The sequence below is a fragment of the Streptococcus infantis genome (genome assembly GCF_047463175.1).
Lineage (GTDB): Bacteria > Bacillota > Bacilli > Lactobacillales > Streptococcaceae > Streptococcus > Streptococcus infantis_AC.
Genome location: NZ_JASHEJ010000003.1, coordinates 153,170 through 177,057, shown reverse-complemented (window position 1 = coordinate 177,057; position 23,888 = coordinate 153,170). Strand labels below are relative to the sequence as shown.

20 protein-coding genes and 1 pseudogene are annotated in these 23,888 nt (G+C 42.0%); 13 read left to right on the top strand and 8 right to left on the bottom strand.

Annotated elements, in window-relative coordinates; translation table 11 throughout:
* The first annotated feature begins 166 nt into the window (after positions 1 to 166).
* The 5 genes from QM859_RS07090 to QM859_RS07070 all read left to right on the top strand — a co-directional run bounded on the left by QM859_RS07090 (position 167) and on the right by QM859_RS07070 (position 6,368).
* Complete coding sequence (locus QM859_RS07090) at positions 167 to 919, top strand: isoprenyl transferase (protein WP_223334059.1); 753 nt, start codon at positions 167 to 169, stop codon at positions 917 to 919.
* A gap of 9 nt (positions 920 to 928) precedes the next feature.
* Positions 929 to 1,732, top strand: coding sequence for a phosphatidate cytidylyltransferase (locus tag QM859_RS07085; RefSeq protein ID WP_414262580.1), 804 nt, complete (start codon positions 929 to 931; stop codon positions 1,730 to 1,732).
* Positions 1,733 to 1,753: 21 nt separating this feature from the next.
* Positions 1,754 to 3,010, top strand: a complete 1,257-nt coding sequence (gene rseP, locus QM859_RS07080; protein WP_223334057.1) for an RIP metalloprotease RseP — start codon at positions 1,754 to 1,756, stop codon at positions 3,008 to 3,010.
* Between the two features lie 16 nt (positions 3,011 to 3,026).
* Positions 3,027 to 4,880, top strand: a complete 1,854-nt coding sequence (locus QM859_RS07075) for a proline--tRNA ligase (RefSeq protein WP_414262579.1) — start codon at positions 3,027 to 3,029, stop codon at positions 4,878 to 4,880.
* 108 nt (positions 4,881 to 4,988) lie between these two features.
* Positions 4,989 to 6,368 (top strand): glycoside hydrolase family 1 protein, encoded by a 1,380-nt coding sequence (locus QM859_RS07070; RefSeq protein ID WP_414262578.1) that lies wholly within the window; start codon positions 4,989 to 4,991, stop codon positions 6,366 to 6,368.
* 79 nt (positions 6,369 to 6,447) lie between these two features.
* Here the strand turns inward: QM859_RS07070 and QM859_RS07065 are convergent, their stop codons facing one another.
* The 8 genes from QM859_RS07065 to QM859_RS07030 all read right to left on the bottom strand — a co-directional run bounded on the left by QM859_RS07065 (position 6,448) and on the right by QM859_RS07030 (position 15,224).
* The gene (locus QM859_RS07065) at positions 6,448 to 7,122 is read right to left on the bottom strand and encodes a rhomboid family intramembrane serine protease (protein ID WP_414262577.1); all 675 of its coding nucleotides are present in this window, start codon (positions 7,120 to 7,122) and stop codon (positions 6,448 to 6,450) included.
* Entirely contained in the window at positions 7,106 to 7,645 is a 540-nt protein-coding gene (locus tag QM859_RS07060; protein ID WP_414262576.1) for a 5-formyltetrahydrofolate cyclo-ligase, read from the bottom strand. The genes QM859_RS07065 and QM859_RS07060 overlap by 17 nt, the downstream gene beginning before the upstream one ends.
* Positions 7,646 to 7,648: 3 nt before the next feature.
* Positions 7,649 to 8,779 carry an N-acetyldiaminopimelate deacetylase gene (locus QM859_RS07055; protein ID WP_414262574.1) on the bottom strand — a complete coding sequence of 377 codons (1,131 nt, stop codon included), beginning with the start codon at positions 8,777 to 8,779 and terminating at the stop codon, positions 7,649 to 7,651.
* Positions 8,780 to 8,840: 61 nt separating this feature from the next.
* Positions 8,841 to 9,539 carry a 2,3,4,5-tetrahydropyridine-2,6-dicarboxylate N-acetyltransferase gene (gene dapD / locus QM859_RS07050; RefSeq protein ID WP_004250605.1) on the bottom strand — a complete coding sequence of 233 codons (699 nt, stop codon included), beginning with the start codon at positions 9,537 to 9,539 and terminating at the stop codon, positions 8,841 to 8,843.
* A 63-nt stretch (positions 9,540 to 9,602) separates the two neighbouring features.
* On the bottom strand, positions 9,603 to 10,535 hold the full coding sequence (locus tag QM859_RS07045; protein ID WP_414262573.1) for a DMT family transporter: 933 nt from the start codon (positions 10,533 to 10,535) through the stop codon (positions 9,603 to 9,605).
* A gap of 42 nt (positions 10,536 to 10,577) precedes the next feature.
* A complete protein-coding gene (pbp1b, locus tag QM859_RS07040; protein ID WP_414262572.1) occupies positions 10,578 to 13,163 on the bottom strand; it encodes a penicillin-binding protein PBP1B in 2,586 nt (861 codons plus the stop codon).
* A 126-nt stretch (positions 13,164 to 13,289) separates the two neighbouring features.
* Positions 13,290 to 14,186 (bottom strand): UTP--glucose-1-phosphate uridylyltransferase GalU, encoded by an 897-nt coding sequence (galU, locus tag QM859_RS07035; protein ID WP_414262571.1) that lies wholly within the window; start codon positions 14,184 to 14,186, stop codon positions 13,290 to 13,292.
* Between the two features lie 21 nt (positions 14,187 to 14,207).
* Positions 14,208 to 15,224, bottom strand: a complete 1,017-nt coding sequence (locus QM859_RS07030; RefSeq protein ID WP_414262570.1) for an NAD(P)H-dependent glycerol-3-phosphate dehydrogenase — start codon at positions 15,222 to 15,224, stop codon at positions 14,208 to 14,210.
* Positions 15,225 to 15,454: 230 nt separating this feature from the next.
* On the opposite strand from QM859_RS07030, the gene leuS reads away from it, so the two are divergent.
* The 8 genes and pseudogenes from leuS (at position 15,455) to QM859_RS06990 (ending at position 23,792) form a co-directional block, all read left to right on the top strand.
* A complete protein-coding gene (gene leuS / locus QM859_RS07025; RefSeq protein ID WP_225749950.1) occupies positions 15,455 to 17,956 on the top strand; it encodes a leucine--tRNA ligase in 2,502 nt (833 codons plus the stop codon).
* A 110-nt stretch (positions 17,957 to 18,066) separates the two neighbouring features.
* Positions 18,067 to 18,759 (top strand): annotated as a pseudogene (locus tag QM859_RS07020) (GNAT family N-acetyltransferase).
* A gap of 11 nt (positions 18,760 to 18,770) precedes the next feature.
* Positions 18,771 to 19,193 (top strand): GNAT family N-acetyltransferase, encoded by a 423-nt coding sequence (locus QM859_RS07015; protein ID WP_414262569.1) that lies wholly within the window; start codon positions 18,771 to 18,773, stop codon positions 19,191 to 19,193.
* 276 nt (positions 19,194 to 19,469) lie between these two features.
* Positions 19,470 to 20,333, top strand: a complete 864-nt coding sequence (locus QM859_RS07010; RefSeq protein ID WP_414262568.1) for an ABC transporter ATP-binding protein — start codon at positions 19,470 to 19,472, stop codon at positions 20,331 to 20,333.
* Positions 20,333 to 21,172 carry an ABC transporter permease gene (locus tag QM859_RS07005; protein WP_414262566.1) on the top strand — a complete coding sequence of 280 codons (840 nt, stop codon included), beginning with the start codon at positions 20,333 to 20,335 and terminating at the stop codon, positions 21,170 to 21,172. Before QM859_RS07010 ends, QM859_RS07005 begins: the two co-directional genes overlap by 1 nt.
* Positions 21,173 to 21,352: 180 nt before the next feature.
* Positions 21,353 to 22,351: a Holliday junction branch migration DNA helicase RuvB gene (ruvB, locus tag QM859_RS07000; RefSeq protein WP_414262565.1), complete on the top strand. Its 999-nt coding sequence runs from the start codon at positions 21,353 to 21,355 to the stop codon at positions 22,349 to 22,351.
* The gene (locus QM859_RS06995; RefSeq protein ID WP_414262563.1) at positions 22,332 to 22,904 is read left to right on the top strand and encodes a nucleotidyltransferase family protein; all 573 of its coding nucleotides are present in this window, start codon (positions 22,332 to 22,334) and stop codon (positions 22,902 to 22,904) included. The genes ruvB and QM859_RS06995 overlap by 20 nt, the downstream gene beginning before the upstream one ends.
* A 165-nt stretch (positions 22,905 to 23,069) precedes the next feature.
* On the top strand, positions 23,070 to 23,792 hold the full coding sequence (locus QM859_RS06990; protein ID WP_414262562.1) for a pseudouridine synthase: 723 nt from the start codon (positions 23,070 to 23,072) through the stop codon (positions 23,790 to 23,792).
* Positions 23,793 to 23,888 lie beyond the last annotated feature (96 nt).

Here is a 23,888-nt window from a genome sequence, read left to right as displayed (position 1 = left end):
TCTTTATGTTTTATTGTATCAACTTTCTTTGGGAAATGCAAGGCTTCTTAGTTTAGAAAGATAGGAGTCCTATAGGGAATTCCGCCTTAGAATAAGAGAATATGATAGAAGAAAAGCGAAAAATATGGTATAATGAAACGATAGATTTTTGAATAGGAATACAATCATGTTTGGATTTTTAAAAAAAGATAAAGTAACAGAAACACCAGCAGTGGTGCCAGCACATATCGGAGTTATCATGGATGGCAATGGTCGTTGGGCTAAAAAACGCATGCAACCGCGTGTCTTTGGGCATAAGGCTGGGATGGATGCTTTGAGAACGGTAGCCATTGCTGCTAGTGATATGGGTGTCAAGGCTATGACTGTTTATGCCTTCTCGACTGAAAATTGGACACGTCCAGACCAGGAAGTCAAGTTTATCATGAACTTGCCTGTTGAATTTTATGATAAGTATGTCCCCGAATTGCACCAAAAGAACATGAAGATCCAAATGATTGGGGAAACCGATCGCTTGCCAAAACAAACTTTTGAAGCTTTGAAAAAGGCGGAAGAGTTGACCAAGTTAAACACAGGTTTGATTCTTAACTTTGCCCTTAATTACGGTGGACGAGCTGAGATTACACAAGCGGTCAAGTTGATTGCACAGGATGTTTTGGATGCTAAGGTGAATCCAGGCGATATTACGGAAGAGTTGATTGGGGAATACCTCTTTACAGGGCATCTGCCTAAGGTCTTGCGTGATCCGGACTTAATCATTCGAACGAGTGGGGAGCTTCGCTTGAGCAATTTCTTGCCTTGGCAAGCAGCTTATAGTGAACTTTATTTCACAGATGTTTTGTGGCCTGACTTTGATGAGGAAGCTTTGAAAGAAGCTATTGCAGAGTATAATCGCCGCAATCGTCGATTTGGAGGAGTTTAGGAAGAAGTTATGAAAAAGGATTTATTAAAGAGAACCATATTTGCCGCTCTGGCCTTAGCAATCTTTATCCCGCTCTTGGTGATTGGTGGGCTTTGGTTACAGATTGCTATGGGACTTCTAGCTATGCTAGGTGTACACGAGTTGCTTCAGATGAAAGGGTTAAACACCATGACCCCTGAGGGGGTGCTGACCTTATTAGCGACTTTTGCACTGACAATCCCCCTAGAAAACTACTTGACATTTTTACCTGTAGATGGGAATGTTGTTGCATATGGTGTTGTGATTTTTATCATGTTAGGTTGCACTGTTTTTAGCAAGAATTACACCATTGAAGACGCTGTATACCCAATCGCTATGAGTTTCTATGTTGGTTTTGGATTCAATGCTTTAGTGGATGCTCGAATCGCAGGTTTGGATAAAGCCCTCTTGGCCCTTTGTATCGTATGGGCAACTGATAGTGGTGCTTACTTGGTCGGAATGAATTTCGGTAAGAGAAAATTGGCTCCGAGAGTCTCTCCGAACAAATCAATCGAGGGAGCCTTTGGTGGAATTTTAGCTGCCATGCTTGTCACTCTTATCTTTATGTTAGTGGATAGTACGGTTGCCCTCCCTTATGGCATTTACAAAATGATGCTCTTTGCTATTTTCTTTAGTATTGCAGGGCAATTGGGTGACTTGATTGAGAGTGCCATGAAACGCCATTTTGGAGTCAAGGATTCAGGCTTCTTTATCCCAGGACATGGTGGGGTGCTTGATCGCTTTGACTCTATGTTGGCTGTTTTCCCTATTATGCACCTCTTTGGCTTATTTTAAGGAAAGGTGAACAAATATTAAATGTTAGGATTATTAACCTTTATCCTTGTTTTTGGGATTATCGTGGTGGTCCACGAATTCGGCCATTTCTACTTTGCTAAGAAGTCTGGAATTCTGGTTCGTGAATTTGCCATTGGTATGGGTCCGAAGATTTTTGCCCATATCGGGAAAGACGGAACTGCTTATACGATTCGTCTCCTACCGCTTGGTGGTTATGTCCGCATGGCAGGTTGGGGTGAGGATACCACAGAGATTAAGACAGGAACTCCTGTTAGTTTGACCTTAGCTGAAGATGGTAAGGTGAAGCGCATCAATCTTTCTGGTAAGAAGGTCGACCAAACGGCTCTTCCTATGCAAGTCACTCAGTTTGACTTTGAGGATAAACTCTTTATCACAGGTCTGGTTTTGGAAGAGGAAAAAACTTTCTCCGTAGACCATGATGCGACCATTGTAGAAGCTGATGGGACGGAAGTTCGTATCGCTCCGCTAGATGTTCAGTATCAAAATGCGACTGTCTGGGGCAAGTTGATTACCAACTTTGCAGGTCCTATGAATAACTTTATTCTAGGAGTCATCGTTTTTTGGATTCTGATTTTCATGCAGGGTGGCGTTCGAGATACGCAAAGCAATAACTTTAGTATCATCCCTGATAGCGCGATTGCTAAGGCCGGTGTTGAAAATACAGCCCAAATCACTAAAGTCGGTTCACACGAAATTAGTAACTGGCAAGACTTGATTCAGGCAGTTGAGACAGAGACCAAAGACAAAACAGCACCTGTATTGGATGTAACAGTCTCTGAAAATGGAACTGAAAAACAAGTTAGTGTGACCCCTGAGGAAAACCAAGGTCGCTATATTTTAGGTGTTCAACCGAGACTCAAATCAGATATCTGGTCTATGTTTGTAGGTGGATTCACCTCTGCTGCTGATTCAGCCTTGCGCATTCTCAACGCCTTGAAGAGCTTGATTTTCCAGCCTGACTTGAATAAATTGGGTGGACCTGTTGCTATCTTTAAGGCAAGTAGTGATGCTGCTAAAAATGGTCTTGAGAATGTCTTGTTCTTCTTGGCTATGATTTCCATCAATATCGGGATTTTCAACTTGATTCCTATCCCGGCACTAGACGGTGGAAAAATCGTGCTCAACATCATCGAAGCCATTCGCCGTAAACCGCTGAAACAAGAAATTGAAACCTATGTGACTCTAGTTGGAGTTGTGATTATGGTTGTCTTGATGATCGCCGTGACTTGGAACGACATCATGCGTACCTTCTTTTAAGAATTAGAGGAAAAATATGAAACAAAGTAAAATGCTTATTCCAACGCTTCGCGAAATGCCAAGCGATGCTCAAGTTATCAGCCACGCCCTTATGTTGCGTGCTGGTTATGTTCGCCAAGTATCAGCAGGTGTTTATTCTTACCTACCACTTGCTAACCGTGTTATTGAAAAAGCCAAGAAGATTATGCGCCAAGAGTTTGACAAGATGGGTGCTGTTGAAATGTTGGCCCCAGCCCTTCTCAGTGCGGACCTTTGGCGTGAATCAGGACGTTATGAGACCTACGGTGAAGATTTGTATAAATTGAAAAATCGTGAGAAGTCAGACTTCATCTTGGGTCCAACTCACGAAGAAACTTTTACAGCTATTGTCCGCGATTCTGTTAAATCTTACAAGCAATTACCACTGAACTTGTACCAAATCCAGCCTAAGTACCGTGATGAAAAACGTCCACGTAATGGACTTCTCCGTACGCGTGAATTTATCATGAAAGATGGTTATAGCTTCCACGCTAATTATGATAGTTTAGATGTTACTTATGATGAGTACAAGGCAGCCTACGAACGTATTTTCACTCGTAGTGGCTTAGACTTTAAAGCAATCATCGGTGACGGTGGAGCCATGGGTGGTAAGGATAGCCAAGAGTTTATGGCCATTACACCTGCTCGTACAGACCTTGACCGCTGGGTCGTTTTGGATAAGTCTGTTGCATCATTTGACGAGATTCCTGTAGATGTACAGAAAGAAATCAAGGCAGAATTGCTCAAATGGATGGTTTCTGGTGAAGATACTATTGCCTACTCAAGTGAGTCAAGCTATGCAGCTAACTTGGAAATGGCAACAAACGCCTACAAACCAAGCAACCGTGTTGTGACTGAAGACCAAGTAGCACGTGTGGAAACACCAGGTGTCAAATCGATTGATGAAGTTGCTGCTTTCTTGAATGTCTCTGAAGAGCAAACAATCAAGACCTTGGTTTATATCGCAGACGAGGAGCCAGTTGTTGCCCTACTCGTTGGCAATGACCAACTCAATGAAGTCAAATTGAAAAACTACCTTGGTGCAGACTTCTTAGAACCTGCAACCGAAGCGGAAGTGAAAGAATTATTGGGAGCGGACTTTGGTTCACTTGGCCCAGTCAATCTTCCAGAAAATGTCAAGATTATCGCAGACCGCAAGGTGCAGGATAGTCGCAATGCTGTTGTAGGTGCTAACGAAGATGGTTACCACTTAACTGGTGTGAACCCTGGTCGTGACTTCACTGCTGAGTATGTTGATATCCGTGAAGTTCGTGAGGGTGAAATCTCTCCAGATGGACAAGGTGTGCTCAACTTTGCACGTGGTATCGAGATTGGTCACATTTTCAAACTTGGGACTCGCTACTCAGCAAGTATGGGGGCAGATGTCTTGGATGAAAATGGTCGTGCTGTGCCAATCATCATGGGTTGCTATGGTATCGGTGTCAGCCGTCTCCTTTCAGCAGTCATGGAACAACACGCTCGCCTCTTTGTTAACAAGACTCCAAAAGGTGAATACCGTTACGCTTGGGGAATCAACTTCCCTAAAGAATTGGCACCATTTGATGTACATTTGATTCCAGTTAATGTCAAGGATGAAGCAAGTCTTGCATTGACAAATCGTATCGAAGAAGCTTTGGTCAATAAAGGCTACGAAGTCTTGACGGATGACCGTAACGAACGTGTAGGTGTTAAATTTAGCGATAGCGACTTGATTGGTCTTCCAATCCGTATCACTGTTGGGAAGAAAGCAGCTGATGGTATCGTAGAAGTTAAGATTAAGGCTACTGGAGATACTATCGAAGTTCACGCAGATAACTTGCTTGAAACCCTTGAAATCCTAACAAATAAATAAAATCTATAATCAGAAGAAAAACAAGACAAAAATGTAACTAGTTTTTGACTTGTTTTTTCTCTATAATGAGAGAAAGTAAACATTAAAATCGTAAAAAGAGGTAGAGCTATGCTAAAATTTCCAAAGGATTTTGTCTGGGGTTCCTCAACTTCTGGGCCACAGACAGAAGGGCGAGTGCCTGGTGACGGAAAGGGAGATAATCTCTGGGATTATTGGTTTCAAGTGGAACCAAATCGCTACTATAATGGGATTGGACCAGACAAAACATCGACCTTTTATGAAAATTGGGAAAAAGATATCGAACTATTGTTAGAAACAGGGCATACAGCCTTTCGGACTTCTATCCAGTGGTCTCGTATTTTCCCACAGGGTCGTGGAGAAGTCAATCCTGAGGGTGTGGCTTTCTATCGCCAGGTCTTTGAAGCCATCAAGGCCAAGGGAATCCGTCTCTTAGTCAATCTTTATCACTTTGATCTGCCTTTTGCCCTTCAAGAGGATGGCGATGGTTGGGAAAATAAGGCGACCATCAAGGCCTACGAAGAATATGCGCGTTTCTGTTTTGAAACTTATGGAGACTTGGTGGACCAATGGATTACCTTCAATGAGCCTATCGTTCCTGTTGAGTTTGGCTATTTCTATGATGCGCATTATCCACATAAGGTGGATGCCAAAGCTGCGGTTCAGGTAGCCTATAACACTCAACTTGCCAGCACTCTTGCAGTCAAGGCTTGTCACGAAATGTTGCCTGATTCTAAGATTGGAATTGTCCTCAACTTGACACCAGCCTATCCACGTAGTCAGCATCCTGCCGATGTAAAAGCAGCTCGCATTGCCGATCTCTTCCAGGCCCAATCTTTCCTTGATGCATCTGTCTTGGGAACTTATCCAGAAGAATTGGTGGAAATTTTAGCTGAGCATAATTTGCTGCCAGATTCTACAGCTGAGGAGTTGGGACTTATTCGTGAGCACACAGTAGATTTCCTTGGAGTCAACTACTACCAGCCTTTGCGTGTCATGGCGCCACGTTTTGCTAAGCATCCTGACAGTCCGCTCTTGCCAGAACATTTTTATGAACCTTATGTCATGCCTGGTCGTAAAATCAATCCCCACCGCGGTTGGGAAATCTACGAGCAAGGGATTTACCATATCGCTCAAAATATCAAGGAAAACTATGGCAATATCGAGTGGATGTTGACAGAGAATGGGATGGGCGTTGAAGGTGAAGATAAATTCCGCGAAAATGGAATGATTCAGGATGATTATCGTATTGACTTTGTCAAAGGTCACCTTCGTGAACTCCATCGCGCTATTGAAGATGGTGCTAACTGTAAAGGTTACTTGATCTGGACCTTTATCGATTGCTGGTCATGGCTCAACAGCTATAAAAACCGCTATGGTTTAGTCGAGCTTGACCTTGAAACACAAGAACGCCGCCTGAAAAAATCAGGCCACTGGTTCAAAGAACTCAGTGATAATAATGGATTTTAAAAGTAAAATAACCAATTAGATTAAGAAAAAACCATTGGAAATCAATTCTTTACGAGTTTTTCCAATGGTTTTTCTTGTTTTATAATAATCCGATAAAAAGCATCAAGGCTGATAAAGCAATAAAGGCTAGGGTTGCTAGACCACGTTGGCCTGGGCTGTAAATCTTTCGTTCTCCTCGAACCGGGAAGACGATAGCCAGTAATGCACCCCCGACAGCTCCCCCGACATGTCCAGCAAGGCTGATCCCAGGGATTAAGACACTACCTACTAGGTTGATGACTAAGAGGGAGAGATAGGATTGACCAAGCTGTTGAAGATAGGGATTGCGTGAAGCATATCGGAGAACAACAATTGATGCAAACATACCGTAGAGGGCAGTTGAAGCACCTGCAGTAATAGCATTGGGACTAAAAACTAAGACAAAGAGATTTCCCATCATACCTGACAGAAGGTAGATAAAGAAAAACTGTTTGGAGCCAAAGATCTGCTCCATCTGGCGTCCCAGAAAGTAGAGGGAAAGCATATTAACGAAAAAGTGCTGCAAGCCAATGTGAACAAAGGTTGCGGAGAATAAGCGCCAGATTTGTTCAGGCATGGCCTTGATAGCAGGGGGATACACAGCTCCGAATTTATATAAGGTGGCTGCGCTGGTATAGTTGAAACCACTGGTTAGAAACATGAGTATGAAAACCAGGGTTGTCACGAGGAGAAAGAAGCTCGTGACAGGATACCGACGATCAAAAATTTCTTTCATAGATGAGTACCTCCTCAACAGGAATATCGTGTGGATCAGGATGGAAGTCCTGAATCTGACAAGGATAAAGTGTACTGATAGTGTTGCCTGGGAAATGCTCCAAGTAGCGATCGTAATAGCCACCACCGTAGCCAATTCGATAACCAGAAGGATTGAAAGCTAAACCAGGAACATGGATCAAGTCAATCTGAGACGGCTCAAAGACAATAGTTTTCCCCTGTGGTTCAAGAAGTCCAAAAGAATTTCTTTCGAGTTTCTCTGGTTCATATAGAACAAAGTCCATTTTCCCATATGGATAGGTTTTGGGAATGAGGATAGTCTTTCCATCTTTTTGAGCTTCTTCAATGAGTCTAGCTGTCTGAAATTCATGAGGAAAAGACAGGTAAGTGGCGATGGTTTTTGCTTCCTTGTAGAAGGGATGTAGAAGTAGTTGTTCAGTCAACCAAGCGTCCATGACTTCCTTTTTTTCGGCTGATAGAGATTTGAGTTCTTGCAAGACCTGCTTGCGTAAGCTTTTTTTCATAGTTTATTCCGCAGCTTTCTTTGCTAAGAAGCTTGATACAGCTTCGACACCGATAGCTAGAGCTTCTTCCTTAGGGCTCATCTGGGGATGATGAAGAGCATAGGGACTATCAATTCCAAGCCAGAACATGACACCAGGAACCTTAGAGAGAAGATAACCAAAGTCTTCTCCTGTCATGGCAGGTTCGATATCGATTAGTTCAATGCCCTCTTTTTCATCAAAGAAGGTCATCAATTCCCGGGCTAATTCAGGGTTGTTTTCGACAGGCAAATAACCTCCCTGCTTGAGTTCAACTTCCACTTCCATATCAAAAGCAGCTGCGACACCTTCAGCGATGGCTTTGACACGTTTTTGAACCAAGAGGCTCATGCTATGTGTGAGGGCTCGAATGGTTCCATGCAAGAAAGCTGAATCAGCGATGACATTATTGGTTGTACCAGCTTGAAAGACACCGAAAGTGACGACAGCTCCCTCGATAGGATCGACATTACGGCTGACAACTGACTGAACTTGAGTGACAAAATAGCTAGCTGCAACCAGAGCGTCGTTTGCTTGATGTGGAAAGGCAGCGTGACCACCTTTACCCTTGAAACGAATCTTGACCTCGCAAGTTCCTGCAAAGAGTGTATGGGTATTGGTCGCAATCTGACCAACCTTTAGGTCTGGACGGACATGAAGTCCATAAAATTGATCAGGCAACCAGTCGCCAAAGGCCCCATCTTCATACATGAGCATGCCACCTGCTTCATTTTCCTCGGCAGGCTGGAAGAGAAAGAGGAGATTGTTTTTAGGTTGGTTTTCTAGAGCACGTTCGAGACTTCCTAAGGCAATGGTCATGTGAAAGTCGTGCCCACAAGCATGCATACGGTCTGGGTGCTGAGAGGCAAAGGCAAGACCTGTTTGTTCAACGATTGGGAGTCCGTCGATATCTGTCCGCCAACCGATGGTACGTTCTGGCTGACTTCCCTGCAAGTAAACTAAAATACCTGTTTGCCAAGTACGAATCTGAACAAAATCCTTACCAGCTGTTAATTTCTCAATGATATTGAGCAAATAAGCTTGAGTCTTGACTTCTTCTAAACCGATCTCAGGAATTTGGTGAAGATCACGTCGAGTTTGAATCAAATCTAACATATCTAATTTCCTTCTATTGATACGATAAAGAGGCTGGAAAAGTTTCCGCCTCTGTTACTAATTACAAGGTACGAAGCGCATCTTCTAGCGCTGTTTTTTGTTGGGTTTGGCTATCGATTTCTTTGATAACACGAGCCGGGACACCAGCAACCACAACATTTTCTGGAACATCTTGAGTGACGATGGCACCTGCTGCAACAACAGATCCGCTACCGATTTGAACACCTTCGATAACCACAGCGTTAGCACCGATGAGTACATTGTCACCGACACGGACAGGCTCTGCACTAGCTGGTTCGATAACACCTGCAAGAACAGCTCCCGCACCCACGTGACTATTTTTACCAACAATAGCACGTCCACCTAGAATAGCACCCATGTCAATCATAGTGCCAGCACCGATTTCAGCACCAATATTGATCACAGCTCCCATCATGATAACAGCGTTGTCGCCAATCTCAACCTGGTCACGGATGATAGCCCCTGGTTCGATACGAGCGTTGATAGCACGTTTATCTAGCAAAGGAACTGCAGAATTACGAGCATCTTGCTCAACAACATAGTCTTTATTTTCAGTCAGTCCTTCGAGAAGAGGAGCAATATCCTTCCAGTCTCCGAAAAGAACATTACCAAGCTTGGTAACAGAAGTAGGGATAGTTCCAGCAAGTTGTCCTTCAAAGGTTACTTTTACACTTGTCTTTTTTTCAGCATTGGCGATAAATTGGATAATTTCTTGTGCATTCATTTTTGTAGCAGTCATAGGGGTCTCCTCACTCTTTGTAATGCTTACTATTCTACCAAAAAAGGCTTCAAAATTGAAGCCTTAAGTGTTAAAAGAAGATTCTTTCAGTTTATCCTTTGATTCTTCGATGGATAAGAAGATCATGGGAATAATAATCAAAATCATAGCTAATAGCAGGTAGCCATCTAAGACCAGACCTAGAAATAGAACGCTTAGAATAGCAGAGGATAGCGGTTCACTTGCACTGACCACTGACACCACCAATGGGGATACCAGCGAGACAGCCTTCATAGATAGGAAAAAGGCAAAAGCTGTTCCCAAAAAGGCAATGGTCAAACAAATCAAGATGCTCACCCAATCTAGCTGAAAGCTAATTCTATATACAGGGTAGAGAAAATTACTAAAGAGTCCAGCTAGCATCATTCCCCAACCAACAGTAGGAACAAAACCGTATTTTCGAGCAAATGGCTGGGGCAAAATGACATTAAACATAACTCCCAGTGCACTGAGTAGTCCAGTTAATAAAGCGATAGGAGTGATGGATAACTTAGACAAATCGCCTTTGGTAGCCATCAAAAAGACTCCAAGCATAGCAGTTAAAACATAGAAGATTGCTTTTTTAGAAGCTTTTTTCTTGTAGATGATGCGGTTGTAGATAAGAATGAAGACAGGACTGATAAATTGTAGGATGGTTGCCGTTGTCGCATTAGAGTATTCTACACAGAGATAGAAGAAATACTGAACGGAGAAGATTCCTAGGATAGCATAAGCCAGAAAAGGTATATAATTGTTGCGGTTTCTCCAAAGGTCGAATAACTGTGAACGGAACTTAAAGCCGGACAAGATAAGTACGAAACCACCTGCAAGGCTTAGTCGCATAGAAGTGATCCAACCAGAGGAGACTGGATAATGCGTAAAGAAGAATTCTCCTAAAATGCCACAGATACCCCATATTAATCCGGATAGGAGAGAGCATATGGTTCCCTTGAAAATATTTTTTTGATAGTGATTCATATAAAAGTCGAGTTAGGTGACATACTCTTGATAATAGGTATGTTAGCGTTGAGACCTATTCGAAGAAGAGTTGTTGCGACCGCTAGTAGTATTGTTGTTACTGTTATCGTTGTTATTATTGTTGTTGCTACTATTATTACTATTACTGTTACCGTTGTTATTATTGCTGTTGCTATTGTTATTATCGTTATTGTTATTGTTATTGTTATTGTTATCTTTGTTATTGTTATCTTGATTGTTATCTTGTTTTATTAAATTTCCAACAATTGTATTCCAAGCATGTCGATAGTCAGCCTCACTACCACCAATTGCAAAGTGGAAGGTCGTAGTTGGGGCACCAGCTTGGTTGGCCCAGTAACTTGTAACAGTCTCTCCACCAATTTCGTAATCTTTTCCGTTGAGGTTAACTCGTCCTGGCTTTTGACCAGTTGATTTAAGAACTTGAGAAGAAGTTACACTTGAGTCGAGGCTGAAACGCTCAGTTCCCCAAGCAGAAGGAGAAGCTTGTTGAATAGCATTTACCAGATTAGCCATGTACTTAGCATTACGGAAGTATGCGCCGTTAGCTAGGGGACTATTATCATCGTGACCAACCCAGCCTCCAAGAGTCAATCTTGGAGTTGAAAGCATGAGCCACATATCACCTTCTTCGTTAGTTGTACCAGTTTTACCAATCCAATCAGCACCTGCTAACTTAGAATTGATGGAAGCAAGATCGCTTTGGAAGCTTGTGGTTACCCGTGATGAAAGAACGTCTCTCAATAGACTTTGCATAATGGTTGCAGTAGCTTTAGAATAGACCTGAACAGGTTCGTCTTTATGCTCATAAATGACCTCGCCATTGCTTTTTTCGATTTTCGAAATCATGTATTTTTTATGGTAAACTCCATTATTAGCAAGTGTTTGATATCCATTTGTATGTTGAGCTACAGTAACTTCGATTCCTCCACCCATAGGAAGACTTTCAATGCCGTATTCTGGGATCTCATAGCCCATTTTTTCCATGTAAGAACGGACATCAACTCCTTTTTCACGGAGCATACGATAGGTCCAGTAGGCAGGGATGTTCCATGAATAATTGAGGGCTTCCTTAAGGTTTATCATAGCTGTTCCTGGACTGTTGACGTGCATGATAGGGGTTCCGTTAGCAAAGTTGGTAGGATAGTTTGATAGGATACTAGCACTTCCCATCAATCCTTGGTCAATAGCAATACCATAAGCTAATAGTGGCTTAGTAGTAGAGGCAGGAGAGCGTTTAGTATCAAAAGCATGATTATTTTGATTGTTTTGGTAATCTCGTCCGCCTATAAAACCTAAAATTGCTCCTGTTTGATTATCCATTAAGACATTTCCAACTTCAGGTTGACCTGAGCTATCATCTACAAGGTAACCATAGTTTGCGACTGCATTTTGCATAGCCGTATGGATTGTTTTATCAATGGTAGTTGTGACTCGATAACCTCCATTTTTAATCTCTTTTTCAGCTAATTCATGGTAAGATTTTTGGATGGATTCATTTTTGAGTTCTTGTTCAGAAACGTTATCTTTTTTGACCATATAATCATACATGAGGTTAGTAGCTTCATTGAGTGCAGTGAAGTAGAGGAATCCTTTCGCAGCTATATCTACATTTTCTGCGGGCAAGAAATCTTGCTTGATGTCATAAGCTTTATAGGTTTCGTAGTCTTCTTGGCTGAGAACTCCAGTTCGGTACATATTGTAGAGAACATCTTTGGAGCGCTTGATTCCAAGTTCCATATCTTCTTCACTCTTCATTTCACCAGTCGCTTCATAAGGAGAGTAGGAGATAGGACTTTGTGGCAAACCCGCTATAAAGGCTGCTTGTGGAACACTAAGTTGATTGGCGTCAACCCCAAAAATCCCTTTAGCAGCTTGTTGAGCACCTGCGATATTTTGACCTTTATTGTTACGACCAAAAGGTGCAACATTGAGATAGGTGGTTAGAATTTCATCCTTACTCATGGCTCGCTCTAAGGCCAAGGCATTCACAATCTCACTTGCTTTACGAGCAAGTGTAGGAGCATCACCCACTACTTGTTGTTTGATAAGTTGCTGTGTTAGGGTAGAGCCTCCACTAGAGGAACCAAGGCCGATGAATTTTCCTAGACTGGCACGAACCACAGCTTTAGGAACAACACCATTGTGTTCCGCAAAGTGTTCATCTTCGGTTGCAACAATAGCTTGTTTGAGATTCTCTGAAATAGCGTCAGATGTAACAGAAGTTCGAAGGAGGTCACTTTCGATTGATCCAATTAAGGAGCCGTCTGCATATCGAATATCGGAGATAGATGAGATATCATTCACTTGTTTGACCAGATCTTCTGTCTGAGGAACGGTTACTTTGTCAAATAGAGAAACTGCATAACCCAAAACAACCCCAGTACCTAAAAGTCCACCAAGAAAGGCGATAATGAATAGGGTATTAAAGGTTGCCTTGATTCCCAGTAAGATATTGGCAAAGATAGTCCAAATATTCGTTTTGGTTTGCTTTTTCTTTTTAGAATTTTTAGAACCTTTTTTTTCTAGATGTATATTTTTTAGTTTTGTTTTAAGGGACTCCAGTAAGGCCAGTCCTTTTTCTTTCATAGATAATAATTTATTCTTCATTTCTTTCCTCACTCCTTATTATTATACCATAAAAGCAATGATTGCAAGAAATTAGGCTTGGACTAGCTTTGGAGGTGTTTAGGCAACAAAAAAACCAGGTAAATTCAACCTGGTTTTAAGGGTTTGTTATTCACCTGAAAGTTCTTTTCCAAGATCAATCAAGTAGTCTTTTAAATGATCTTTGACTTGAGGATGTTTGAGGGCGTATTCAATGGATGTCTTCATAAATCCAAACTTATCTCCAACATCGTAACGTGCACCTTTAAACTCGCGAGCAAATACTCGTTGGGTTTTGTTGAGGGTATCGATAGCATCTGTTAGTTGGATTTCATTTCCCGCACCAGGTTTTTGATTTTCAAGAATACCGAAAATCTCAGGTGTGAGAAGGTAACGACCGATGATGGCTAGATCACTTGGTGCGTCTTCAGGTGCTGGCTTTTCAACGAAGGTTTCAACACTGTAAAGACCGCCATTTCCTTCCCCTTGAGGAGCGATAACACCGTATGAAGAAACTTCTTCGTGTGGGACAGGCATTACGGCGATAGTAGAAGCATGAGTTTCCTCGTAATCATTCATGAGTTGCTTGGTCAATGGGATAGCATTGTCATCAGTGATATCCATGAGGTCGTCTCCAAGCATCACCACAAAGGGTTCGTTCCCGACGAAAGCTTTGGCTTGTAAAACGGCATCTCCGAGTCCACGTGGGTGTGTTTGACGGATGAAGTGGAGGCGCATTCCAGTTGTTTCGTCAACTAGTTTCAAAAGGTCGGTTTTTCCTTTTTCCTTAAGGTTGTACTCTAGTTCAAAGTTTGAATCAAAATGGTCTTCGATAGAACGTTTTGACTTCCCTGTTACAACAAGAATATCCTCAATTCCAGACTTGAGAGCTTCTTCAACGATGAATTGAATAGTTGGCTTATCCACGATTGGCAACATTTCTTTGGCCAAGGCTTTGGTTGCCGGGAGGAAGCGAGTTCCAAGCCCCGCGGCAGGGATAACAGCTTTTCTAACTTTTTGCTTCATGAGCTTCCTTTCTAACGGTGATTATGACCACTCGTTTTCTGCCTTGAACTCGTTACTCATGAGTTCAGAAACAGCATCTTTAATATTAATGTTTTCATAAATAACTTGGTAAATAGCCTGGGTAATAGGCATATAGACTCCAAGCTCTTGCGCCAATTCGTAAGCAGCTTTGGTTGTTGAAATTCCTTCGATGACCATTCCCATGTTGGCTTCGATGTCTACCAAGGCTTCACCACGCCCAAGAGCATCACCTGCTCGCCAGTTACGTGAGTGGATAGAAGTTCCAGTAACGATTAGATCCCCAACACCTGAAAGTCCGCTATAAGTCAGTGGATTTGCTCCAAGCTTGACTCCTAGACGAGTGATTTCCGCAAGCCCGCGCGTGATAATAGCTGCTTTGGCATTATCTCCAAATCCAAGTCCATGAAGGGCTCCTGCACCAACCGCGATGATATTTTTTAGAGCACCAGCTGTTTCTACTCCAATCACATCTGTATTGGTATAAAGACGGAAGTAGTGGTTGCTAAAGAGTGTCTGAACATATTGAGCAGTTTGTAAGTCCTTGGATGCAGCTGTGATCAAGGTAATGTCACGTACAATCGTTTCTTCTGCATGGCTAGGACCAGATACAACTACAATCTCACTACGTAACTCTTCAGAGATTTCTTCTTCTAGAATGGTTGAAAGACGTTTGTGACTATTGGGCTCGAGACCTTTTGAAGCATGCATAATAACCACTTTATGGTCCAAGACAGCAGCCACTTGTTGAGCTACCAATCTTGTCACCTTAGTTGGAACTACGAACAAAACAGCGTCAGCGCCCTTCAAGACTTCTGCTAAATCATGGTAGGCAACAATCTTTTCGTCTAAAACAGTATCCTTAAAATAGCGTTTGTTGGTATGTTGTGTATTGATTTCGTCAATTTGGTCAGGAATATTTCCCCAGATACGCACTTCATTTCCATTGTCATTTAAAACTTGTGACAGAGCAGTACCCCAAGAACCAGGCCCTAAAACAGCGATGGTTTGTTTGTTCATTTTTCCCTCCTTCTGAGAAAGCACTTTCCTATATTCTATCATAAAAAGCCCTATCTTGCATCTATATTATTTATGAAGAGTTAATTGAATGGTAAATTATATAAATTGGAGAAACTATCAGTAAAAATGTCTTGTACTTAAAGGTTAAAACGATAAAAAACACGAAAAGAGGAACAATATTTTTCCTAAAAATGGTATAATAGGAACATCACGAAAATTGGAGAGACAGCATGAGTTTTTACAATCACAAAGAAATCGAGCCTAAGTGGCAGAAACACTGGGCTGACCATCATACTTTTAAGACAGGAACAGATGCCTCAAAACCTAAGTTTTATGCATTGGACATGTTCCCTTATCCATCTGGAGCAGGTCTTCACGTAGGACACCCAGAAGGATACACAGCGACAGATATCCTTAGCCGTTTCAAACGTGCCCAAGGCTACAACGTCCTTCACCCAATGGGCTGGGATGCTTTTGGTTTGCCTGCAGAGCAATATGCTATGGATACAGGGAATGACCCAGCGGAATTCACAGCGGAAAACATTGCCAACTTCAAACGCCAAATCAACGCCCTTGGTTTCTCTTACGACTGGGACCGTGAAGTCAACACAACGGATCCAAACTACTACAAGTGGACTCAGTGGATTTTTACAAAGCTTTACGAAAAAGGCTTAGCTTATGAAGCGGAAGTGCCAGTAAACTGGGTTGAGGAACTAGGGACAGCTATCGCCAACGAAGAAGTTCTTCCAGATGGAACATCTGAGCGTGGTGGCTATCCAGTTGTCCGCAAACCAATGCGCCAATGGATGCTCAAAATCACTGCCTATGCAGAGCGCTTGCTCAATGACTTGGATGATCTGGACTGGCCAGAGTCTATCAAGGACATGCAACGCAACTGGATTGGTAAATCAACTGGTGCCAATGTCACCTTCAAAGTGAAAGGGACTGACAAGGAATTCACCGTCTTTACGACACGTCCTGATACTCTTTTTGGTGCGACCTTCACTGTTTTGGCGCCTGAGCATGAACTAGTAGATGCCATCGTAAGTGCGGAACAAGCTGAAGCCGTAGCAGATTACAAACACCAAGCTAGCTTGAAATCAGACTTGGCTCGTACAGACCTTGCCAAGGAAAAAACAGGGGTTTGGACTGGTGCTTATGCGATCAACCCTGTAAACGGCAAAGAAATTCCAATCTGGATTGCCGACTACGTTTTGTCTAGCTATGGTACAGGTGCTGTTATGGCTGTACCTGCCCACGACCAACGTGACTGGGAATTTGCCAAACAGTTTGGACTTCCAATCGTAGAAGTACTGGAAGGTGGAAACGTAGCAGAAGCTGCCTACACAGAAGATGGCCTTCACGTCAACTCAGACTTCTTGAACGGTCTTAACAAAGAAGAAGCGATTGCTAAAATCGTGGCTTGGCTGGAAGAAAAAGGTTGCGGCCAAGAGAAGGTGACCTACCGTCTCCGCGACTGGCTCTTTAGCCGTCAACGTTACTGGGGTGAACCAATCCCAATCATTCATTGGGAAGATGGAACTTCAACAGCCGTTCCAGAAAATGAACTCCCACTTGTCTTGCCAGTCACCAAGGACATCCGCCCTTCAGGTACTGGGGAAAGCCCACTAGCCAACTTGACAGACTGGCTGGAAGTAACCCGCGAAGATGGCGTCAAAGGTCGTCGCGAAACCAATACCATGCCACAATGGGCAGGTTCAAGCTGGTACTACCTCCGCTATATCGATCCACATAACACAGAAAAATTGGCTGATGAGGATCTACTCAAACAATGGTTGCCAGTCGATATCTACGTGGGTGGTGCAGAACACGCTGTGCTCCACTTGCTTTACGCTCGTTTCTGGCATAAATTCCTCTATGATATCGGTGTTGTTCCAACCAAAGAACCATTCCAAAAACTCTTTAACCAAGGAATGATTTTGGGAACAAGCTACCGTGACCACCGTGGTGCTCTTGTAGCGACTGATAAAGTTGAAAAACGTGACGGTTCCTTCTTCCATGTGGAAACAGGCGAAGAGTTGGAACAAGCGCCAGCCAAGATGTCGAAATCCCTCAAGAACGTGGTAAACCCAGACGATGTGGTGGAACAATACGGTGCTGATACCCTTCGTGTCTATGAAATGTTCATGGGGCCACTCGATGCTTCGATCGCTTGGTCAGAAGAAGGCTTGGAAGGAAGTCGTAAATTCCTTGATCGTGTTTACCGTTTGATCACAAGTAAAGAAATCGTTGCAGAAAACAATGGTGCTCTAGACAAGGTTTACAACGAAACTGTTAAAGCTGTCACAGAGCAAATCGAGTCCATGAAATTCAACACAGCCATTGCCCAACTCATGGTCTTTGTCAACGCAGCGAACAAGGAAGACAAACTCTATGTGGATTACGCTAAAGGCTTTATCCAATTGATTGCTCCATTTGCTCCTCACTTGGCTGAAGAACTCTGGCAAACAGTGGCAGCAACAGGCGAGTCTATCTCTTATGTAGCTTGGCCAACATGGGACGAAAGCAAATTGGTTGAAGATGAAATTGAAATCGTAGTCCAAATCAAAGGAAAAGTCCGCGCCAAACTCATGGTCGCTAAAGACCTGTCACGCGAGGAATTGCAAGAAGTTGCTCTCTCTGACGAAAAAGTCAAAGCAGAGATCGAAGGTAAAGAAATCGTGAAAGTAATTAGTGTACCTAATAAGCTTGTAAATATCGTAACGAAATAAATTTAAAAGTCCTTCAGAGTAGAATCTGGAGGATTTTTTGTAGATTACCTGTGAGATGTGATATACTATTCACATCTTTAAACTTATAAGAGTGAGATAAGGAGAAAACTATGCCAGTAAATGAATACGGTCAGATGATTGGTGAACCTGTAGATGATACACCTGGAGTTTTGCCTTCACTTGTTCGGATAGAAGGGCGATATACGATTATAGAAGCTCTATCGGTGGAAAAGCATGCAGAGGATTTATTAGCTGTTTATGGCCCAGATAGCCCTCGTGACATGTGGACCTATCTCTTTCAATCACCAGTAGAGAATCTCGAAGAATTAATCGTAGCTTTGAAGCAGATGATTGAGCGCAAGGATCGCTTCTATTATGCGATTATCGATAAAGTGACTGGAAAGGCGCTGGGGACTTTTTCTCTTATGCGTATTGACCAAGCTAATCGCACCATTGAAGTTGGCGCGGTAACCTTTTCTCCGGCTCTCAAGCAGACCAGGATGGGAACAGAAGCCCACTATTTGCTAGCTCGTTATGTCTTTGAAGAGCTTAACTATCGCCGTTATGAGTGGAAGTGCGATGCCTTCAATCTTCCATCTAGAAAAGCAGCAGAGCGTTTGGGCTTTATCTACGAGGGAACCTTCCGCCAAGCTGTTATTTATAAAGGGCGTACCAGAGACACGGACTGGATGTCTATGATTGATAAGGATTAGTCAAAGGTCAAAGTTCGTTTTGAATCGTGGTTGAGTCCGGATAATTTTGATGAAAATGGGCAACAGTTGAAATCTCTTAGAGAATGTTAGAAAGGTTTGCTATGATTAAGATTACAAAAGAAACATCTGTTTCAATTGATGACGTTTTACATCTCTATCAGGCAGTTGGTTGGACAAACTATACCAATCAGCCACAGATGTTGGAACAGGCCCTGTCTCATTCGCTAGCGACTTATCTTGCCCGTGATGGTGAGGAAATCGTTGGTTTAGTACGTCTAGTTGGAGACGGTTTTTCATCCGTTTTTGTCCAGGATTTGATTGTTTTGCCTAGCTATCAGCGCCAAGGAATTGGAAGTAATTTGATGAAAGAAGCCTTAGCTGACTATAAGGATGCCTACCAAGTACAACTAGCGACTGAACAGACAGAAAAAACCTTGGGTTTTTACCGCTCTCTGGGGTTTGAAACCTTATCTACTTATGATTGTATAGGAATGATTTGGGTGGATCGAAAAAAATTACAATAATTCTTTTATCTTAAGTTAACTTTAAGTTTACTCATGTATCATGTAATCATTAAATAAAGACCTCCTAACTTTATTTAATAGAAATCCTAAACTTTTCTTTTTCATAATAATCTCCCTAAAGAAGCCACCAAATCAGGTGGCTTTTTTTATGTTCAAATGCAGAAGTTTTAAGGTAGAATTGGCCACATAATCATCCATTTCGACCACATAGCACCAAACTATATTTTTTCTTTTTTCTTTTTGTTAAACTGAAGGTGTAAAAAGGAGGAAGGAAATATGATTTTACAAGCAAAAGGCATCACTAAGAACTATGGAGACCATACAGCAGTAAAAGATATAAATTTAGAGTTTAAAAAAGGAAGTTTTAACGCAATCTTAGGACCTAATGGGGCTGGCAAATCGACCACGATTTCAATGTTAATCGGACTTAAACGAGCAACTAATGGTCAAATCATCTATGCGCCCAATACTAGGATTGGAGTTGTTTTTCAAGCAAGTGTATTGGATGAAAAGTTGACGGTCAAAGAAAACCTAGCCATTCGTGCCCAGCAGTATAAGGGGATTAAAGGTGATCGTGTGGAAGATTTAATCAATCAACTAGGGTTGACTGCTTTTCAGAAACAACTTTATGGAACTTTATCAGGAGGACAGAAACGTCGAGTTGACATTGCTCGGGCTCTCCTATCCAATCCCGATATTTTATTTCTAGATGAGCCTACGACTGGACTAGATATTCAGACTCGCAAATCCATTTGGGATTTATTGTATCGTCTACAAAGAGATGAAGGGATGACTATTATCTTAACGACTCATTATCTGGATGAAGCAGATGAGGCAGATCAACTTTATATTATAGATCATGGAAAGGTTATTGCCCAAGGTTCTGCTGCTGAAATTAAAAGTGAGTACGCTTCCAATCTTTTAAAAATTTGTTTTAAAGACAAGCAGGTGGAGAAATTCTTACCTAAAAATATGCCTGTGGAAAAGGAAAATGAGTTTGAGTATAGTCTTTATCCTAAGGGCCAATTGGAAGCTATTGATTATTTGACCCAAGTTCGTGAGAAGATTGCTAGCTTTGAATTTCGTCCAGGAACTATGGATGATGCCTTCATAGCCCTTACAGGAAGAGAGGTGCGCTAATGTTAGCCTTGTTAAAACGTGATTTTTTGTTGTATTTTCGTAATCGTTCAGGAGTCTTTTTCTCATTACTGGGAGCTTTGATTTCCTTTCTACTCTATATCATTTTTTTGCAGAAAAATTTGATGGATGCCTGGTCCCAACTTCCTGATAATAAGAGTCTATTAAATAACTGGCTGATGGGTGGAACCTTGGCTGTGACTGGGATTACAACCAGTTTTACAGCTTTGACCCAGATGATACAAGACCGTGAAAATCAAGTGGATCAGGATCTCTTTTTGACAGATTTAGGGAGCTGGGGCTTGCAACTGTCTTATCTTATTAGTAGCCTTATCATTTCCTTTGTTATGCAAGCCTTTATGCTTATTGTTATGAGCCTTTATTTTCAAGAAATTCCAGCTATGAGTAAGCTATTTGAAATAAGTTTAATCATGCTGCTAAGTAGTCTCCTTTCAACATTGGTAAATGTACTCTTGATTTATCATTTCCAGTCAGTAGATAGTCTGGGTAAATTGGCTACAATTGTAGGTACAGCTTCAGGATTTTTAGTAGGAACTTATGTACCAATGGGAATTCTTCCTAACTTCGCTCAAGTTCTCATGAAGTGCACACCGGCTACCTATCTTGCTTCTCTCTATAGACAGGTCTTAATGAAGGAGCAATTAGAAACTACATTTATGGGGAATAGTAGCTTATTAGAAGAGTTTCAAGAAAAATTAGGAATCCGGCTTAATTGGCAGAACCTTTTAACAAAGGAAGAAACATACTTAATAGTGGTGAGTATCTGCCTCCTAACTTTTCTGCTTTGGCTGGTAGTAGTTAAAATCTCTAGCAAAAAATAAAAATTATAGGTTAAGTTAACTTTAAGTTTACTCATGTATCATGTAATCATTAAGTAAAGACCTCCTAACTTTATTTAATAGAAATCCTAAACTTTTCTTTTTCATAATAATCTCCCTAAAGAAGCCACCAAATCAGGTGGCTTTTTTGTTTGTGGGCTGGATTTTTGCTATAATAGGAGCATGAGTAGAATTTTAGATAATGAAATCATGGGTGATGAAGAGTTAGTAGAGCGTACCCTTCGTCCCCAATATTTACGTGAATATATCGGACAAGACAAGGTCAAAGATCAGCTTCAAATCTTTATCGAAGCAGCAAAAATGCGTGATGAGGCGCTGGACCATGTTCTTTTGTTTGGCCCTCCAGGTCTCGGGAAAACAACCATGGCTTTTGTCATTGCCAATGAATTGGGAGTTAATCTCAAGCAGACGTCTGGTCCCGTTATCGAAAAAGCCGGTGATTTGGTAGCGATTTTGAATGACTTGGAGCCAGGAGATGTTCTTTTTATTGATGAGATTCATCGCTTGCCCATGTCGGTAGAAGAGGTGCTATACAGTGCCATGGAAGATTTTTATATCGATATTATGATCGGTGCTGGTGAAACCAGTCGCAGCGTTCATCTGGAATTGCCACCATTTACCTTGATTGGGGCAACGACACGAGCAGGGATGCTGTCCAATCCTCTTCGTGCCCGTTTTGGGATTACAGGTCACATGGAATATTACGAACATGCTGACTTGACAGAGATTGTCGAGCGGACGGCAGATATCTTTGAGATGGAAATCACCCATGAGGCTGCTTCAGAGTTAGCTTTACGCAGTCGTGGAACTCCTCGTATCGCCAATCGACTCCTCAAGCGCGTGCGTGACTTTGCCCAAATTATGGGCGATGGCTTGATTGATGATGTCATTACGGATAAGGCCTTGACCATGCTGGATGTAGACCATGAAGGATTGGACTATGTGGACCAGAAAATCCTTCGCACCATGATTGAGATGTACGGTGGGGGTCCTGTCGGTCTAGGAACTCTTTCGGTTAATATCGCTGAAGAGCGTGAGACGGTAGAAGATATGTATGAACCTTACCTAATCCAGAAAGGCTTTATCATGCGAACTCGTTCAGGACGGGTCGCGACAGCCAAGGCTTATGATCATTTGGGGTATGAATATATTGAAAAATGAGACTGAAATTTTAGACTCTTTTAGGGAAAATTCTGAAATGATGGCTATTTTGACCATCATCCGTGACTTGGAGTTAAAAGATTCCTGGTTAGCAGCTGGTTCGGTTCGAAATTTTATCTGGAATCTCTTGTCAGATAAACCAGCCTTTGACCGTGAAACGGATGTGGACGTCATTTTCTTTGACCCAGAGGTGAGTTATGAAGAAACGCTGGCAATAGAAAACAAGTTGAGAGAGGATTTCCCCCAGTATCAGTGGGAGTTGAAAAATCAAGTCTATATGCATCAGCATAGTCCCCATACGGAACCGTATGTGAATTCCTGTGACGCTATGAGTAAATATCCCGAACGTTGCACGGCGATAGGACTTCGCTTGCATGCTGACGCAACTCTAGAGCTCTTTGCTCCTTATGGTTTAGAGGATATTTTGAACTTTCAGGTTTCTCCAACTCCTCATTTCTTAGAAAATCAAGACCGAATGAAGCTTTATCAACTGCGTTTATCTAAGAAAAATTGGCGAGAAAAATGGAAAAATCTCACATTTAAAAATACTTAAGGAAACTTTAAGATAGGAGCTGTATACTTATCTCATAAGTTAAGAAGACCTTAACTTATACTCCTAAAACTTTTTCATAATAATCTCCCTATAAAAAAATTAAGTCGCCCAATCAGGTGGCTTTTTTTGTTCTAAGTCTATGCTTTTTCATGATATAATAGCCCTATGAGATTAGATAAATTTTTAGTAGCCTGTGCTGTTGGGAGTCGGACTGAGGTTAAAAACTTTCTCAAGTCAGGGCGCGTGACGGTCAATGGCAAGAAAGAAAAATCTGCAAAGCTACAAATTGATGAAGAGACAGACGAGATTTGCTTTGACGGGCAAAAGCTAGACTACGAGGAGTTTGTTTACTATATGATGAACAAGCCCCAGGGAGTTATCTCAGCGGCTGAAGATCCTAAACATAAGACTGTTTTGGACTTGTTAGATAACTATGCACGTGCCAAGGAAGTTTTCCCAGTAGGGCGCTTGGATATCGATACGCATGGACTCTTGCTCTTGACCAATGATGGCAAACTGGCTCATGCCCTTCTTTCACCTAAACGCCATGTGGATAAAACCTATCTTGCGCAGGTCAAGGGAATCATGACAGATACAGATGTTGAGACATTTGCCAAGGGAATTCCACTCAAGGACTTTACCTGTCAGCCTGCCAAGCTGGAGCTTGTGTCTATTGATACGGAAAAGGAAGAAAGCCTGGTCCGAGTGACCATTGCAGAAGGGAAATTCCACCAGGTCAAACGGATGGTGACCTACTGTGGTAAGGAAGTTGTGGACTTGCAACGTTTAACCATGGGAACTTTGACCTTGGATGAGAATTTGAAACGTGGAGAATGGCGTCGTTTAAGCAAGGAAGAACTAGAAGGCATGCTTGAAAGTGTTCAATAAACTGAATAATCGGAAAAGGTAGGGGGAATATCCCTACCTTTTTCAGTTTTTGGTTGCTTCCTTTGTGAAAAGCGTTATAATAGACAGTAAGAAAAA

What these genes read in the sequence shown, in the direction of transcription:
- QM859_RS07085 (WP_414262580.1), top strand. Translation starts at nt 929, where the DNA reads ATGAAAAAGGATTTATTAAAGAGAACCATATTTGCCGCTCTGGCCTTA.
- QM859_RS07045 (WP_414262573.1), bottom strand. Translation starts at nt 10,535, where the DNA reads ATGAATCACTATCAAAAAAATATTTTCAAGGGAACCATATGCTCTCTC.
- QM859_RS07055 (WP_414262574.1), bottom strand. Translation starts at nt 8,779, where the DNA reads ATGTTAGATTTGATTCAAACTCGACGTGATCTTCACCAAATTCCTGAG.
- galU (WP_414262571.1), bottom strand. Translation starts at nt 14,186, where the DNA reads ATGAAGCAAAAAGTTAGAAAAGCTGTTATCCCTGCCGCGGGGCTTGGA.
- leuS (WP_225749950.1), top strand. Translation starts at nt 15,455, where the DNA reads ATGAGTTTTTACAATCACAAAGAAATCGAGCCTAAGTGGCAGAAACAC.
- QM859_RS06990 (WP_414262562.1), top strand. Translation starts at nt 23,070, where the DNA reads ATGAGATTAGATAAATTTTTAGTAGCCTGTGCTGTTGGGAGTCGGACT.
- pbp1b (WP_414262572.1), bottom strand. Translation starts at nt 13,163, where the DNA reads ATGAAGAATAAATTATTATCTATGAAAGAAAAAGGACTGGCCTTACTG.
- QM859_RS07075 (WP_414262579.1), top strand. Translation starts at nt 3,027, where the DNA reads ATGAAACAAAGTAAAATGCTTATTCCAACGCTTCGCGAAATGCCAAGC.
- QM859_RS07060 (WP_414262576.1), bottom strand. Translation starts at nt 7,645, where the DNA reads ATGAAAAAAAGCTTACGCAAGCAGGTCTTGCAAGAACTCAAATCTCTA.
- QM859_RS07030 (WP_414262570.1), bottom strand. Translation starts at nt 15,224, where the DNA reads ATGAACAAACAAACCATCGCTGTTTTAGGGCCTGGTTCTTGGGGTACT.
- QM859_RS07010 (WP_414262568.1), top strand. Translation starts at nt 19,470, where the DNA reads ATGATTTTACAAGCAAAAGGCATCACTAAGAACTATGGAGACCATACA.
- ruvB (WP_414262565.1), top strand. Translation starts at nt 21,353, where the DNA reads ATGAGTAGAATTTTAGATAATGAAATCATGGGTGATGAAGAGTTAGTA.
- QM859_RS07015 (WP_414262569.1), top strand. Translation starts at nt 18,771, where the DNA reads ATGATTAAGATTACAAAAGAAACATCTGTTTCAATTGATGACGTTTTA.
- QM859_RS07065 (WP_414262577.1), bottom strand. Translation starts at nt 7,122, where the DNA reads ATGAAAGAAATTTTTGATCGTCGGTATCCTGTCACGAGCTTCTTTCTC.
- QM859_RS07090 (WP_223334059.1), top strand. Translation starts at nt 167, where the DNA reads ATGTTTGGATTTTTAAAAAAAGATAAAGTAACAGAAACACCAGCAGTG.
- QM859_RS07005 (WP_414262566.1), top strand. Translation starts at nt 20,333, where the DNA reads ATGTTAGCCTTGTTAAAACGTGATTTTTTGTTGTATTTTCGTAATCGT.
- rseP (WP_223334057.1), top strand. Translation starts at nt 1,754, where the DNA reads ATGTTAGGATTATTAACCTTTATCCTTGTTTTTGGGATTATCGTGGTG.
- dapD (WP_004250605.1), bottom strand. Translation starts at nt 9,539, where the DNA reads ATGACTGCTACAAAAATGAATGCACAAGAAATTATCCAATTTATCGCC.
- QM859_RS06995 (WP_414262563.1), top strand. Translation starts at nt 22,332, where the DNA reads ATGAATATATTGAAAAATGAGACTGAAATTTTAGACTCTTTTAGGGAA.
- QM859_RS07070 (WP_414262578.1), top strand. Translation starts at nt 4,989, where the DNA reads ATGCTAAAATTTCCAAAGGATTTTGTCTGGGGTTCCTCAACTTCTGGG.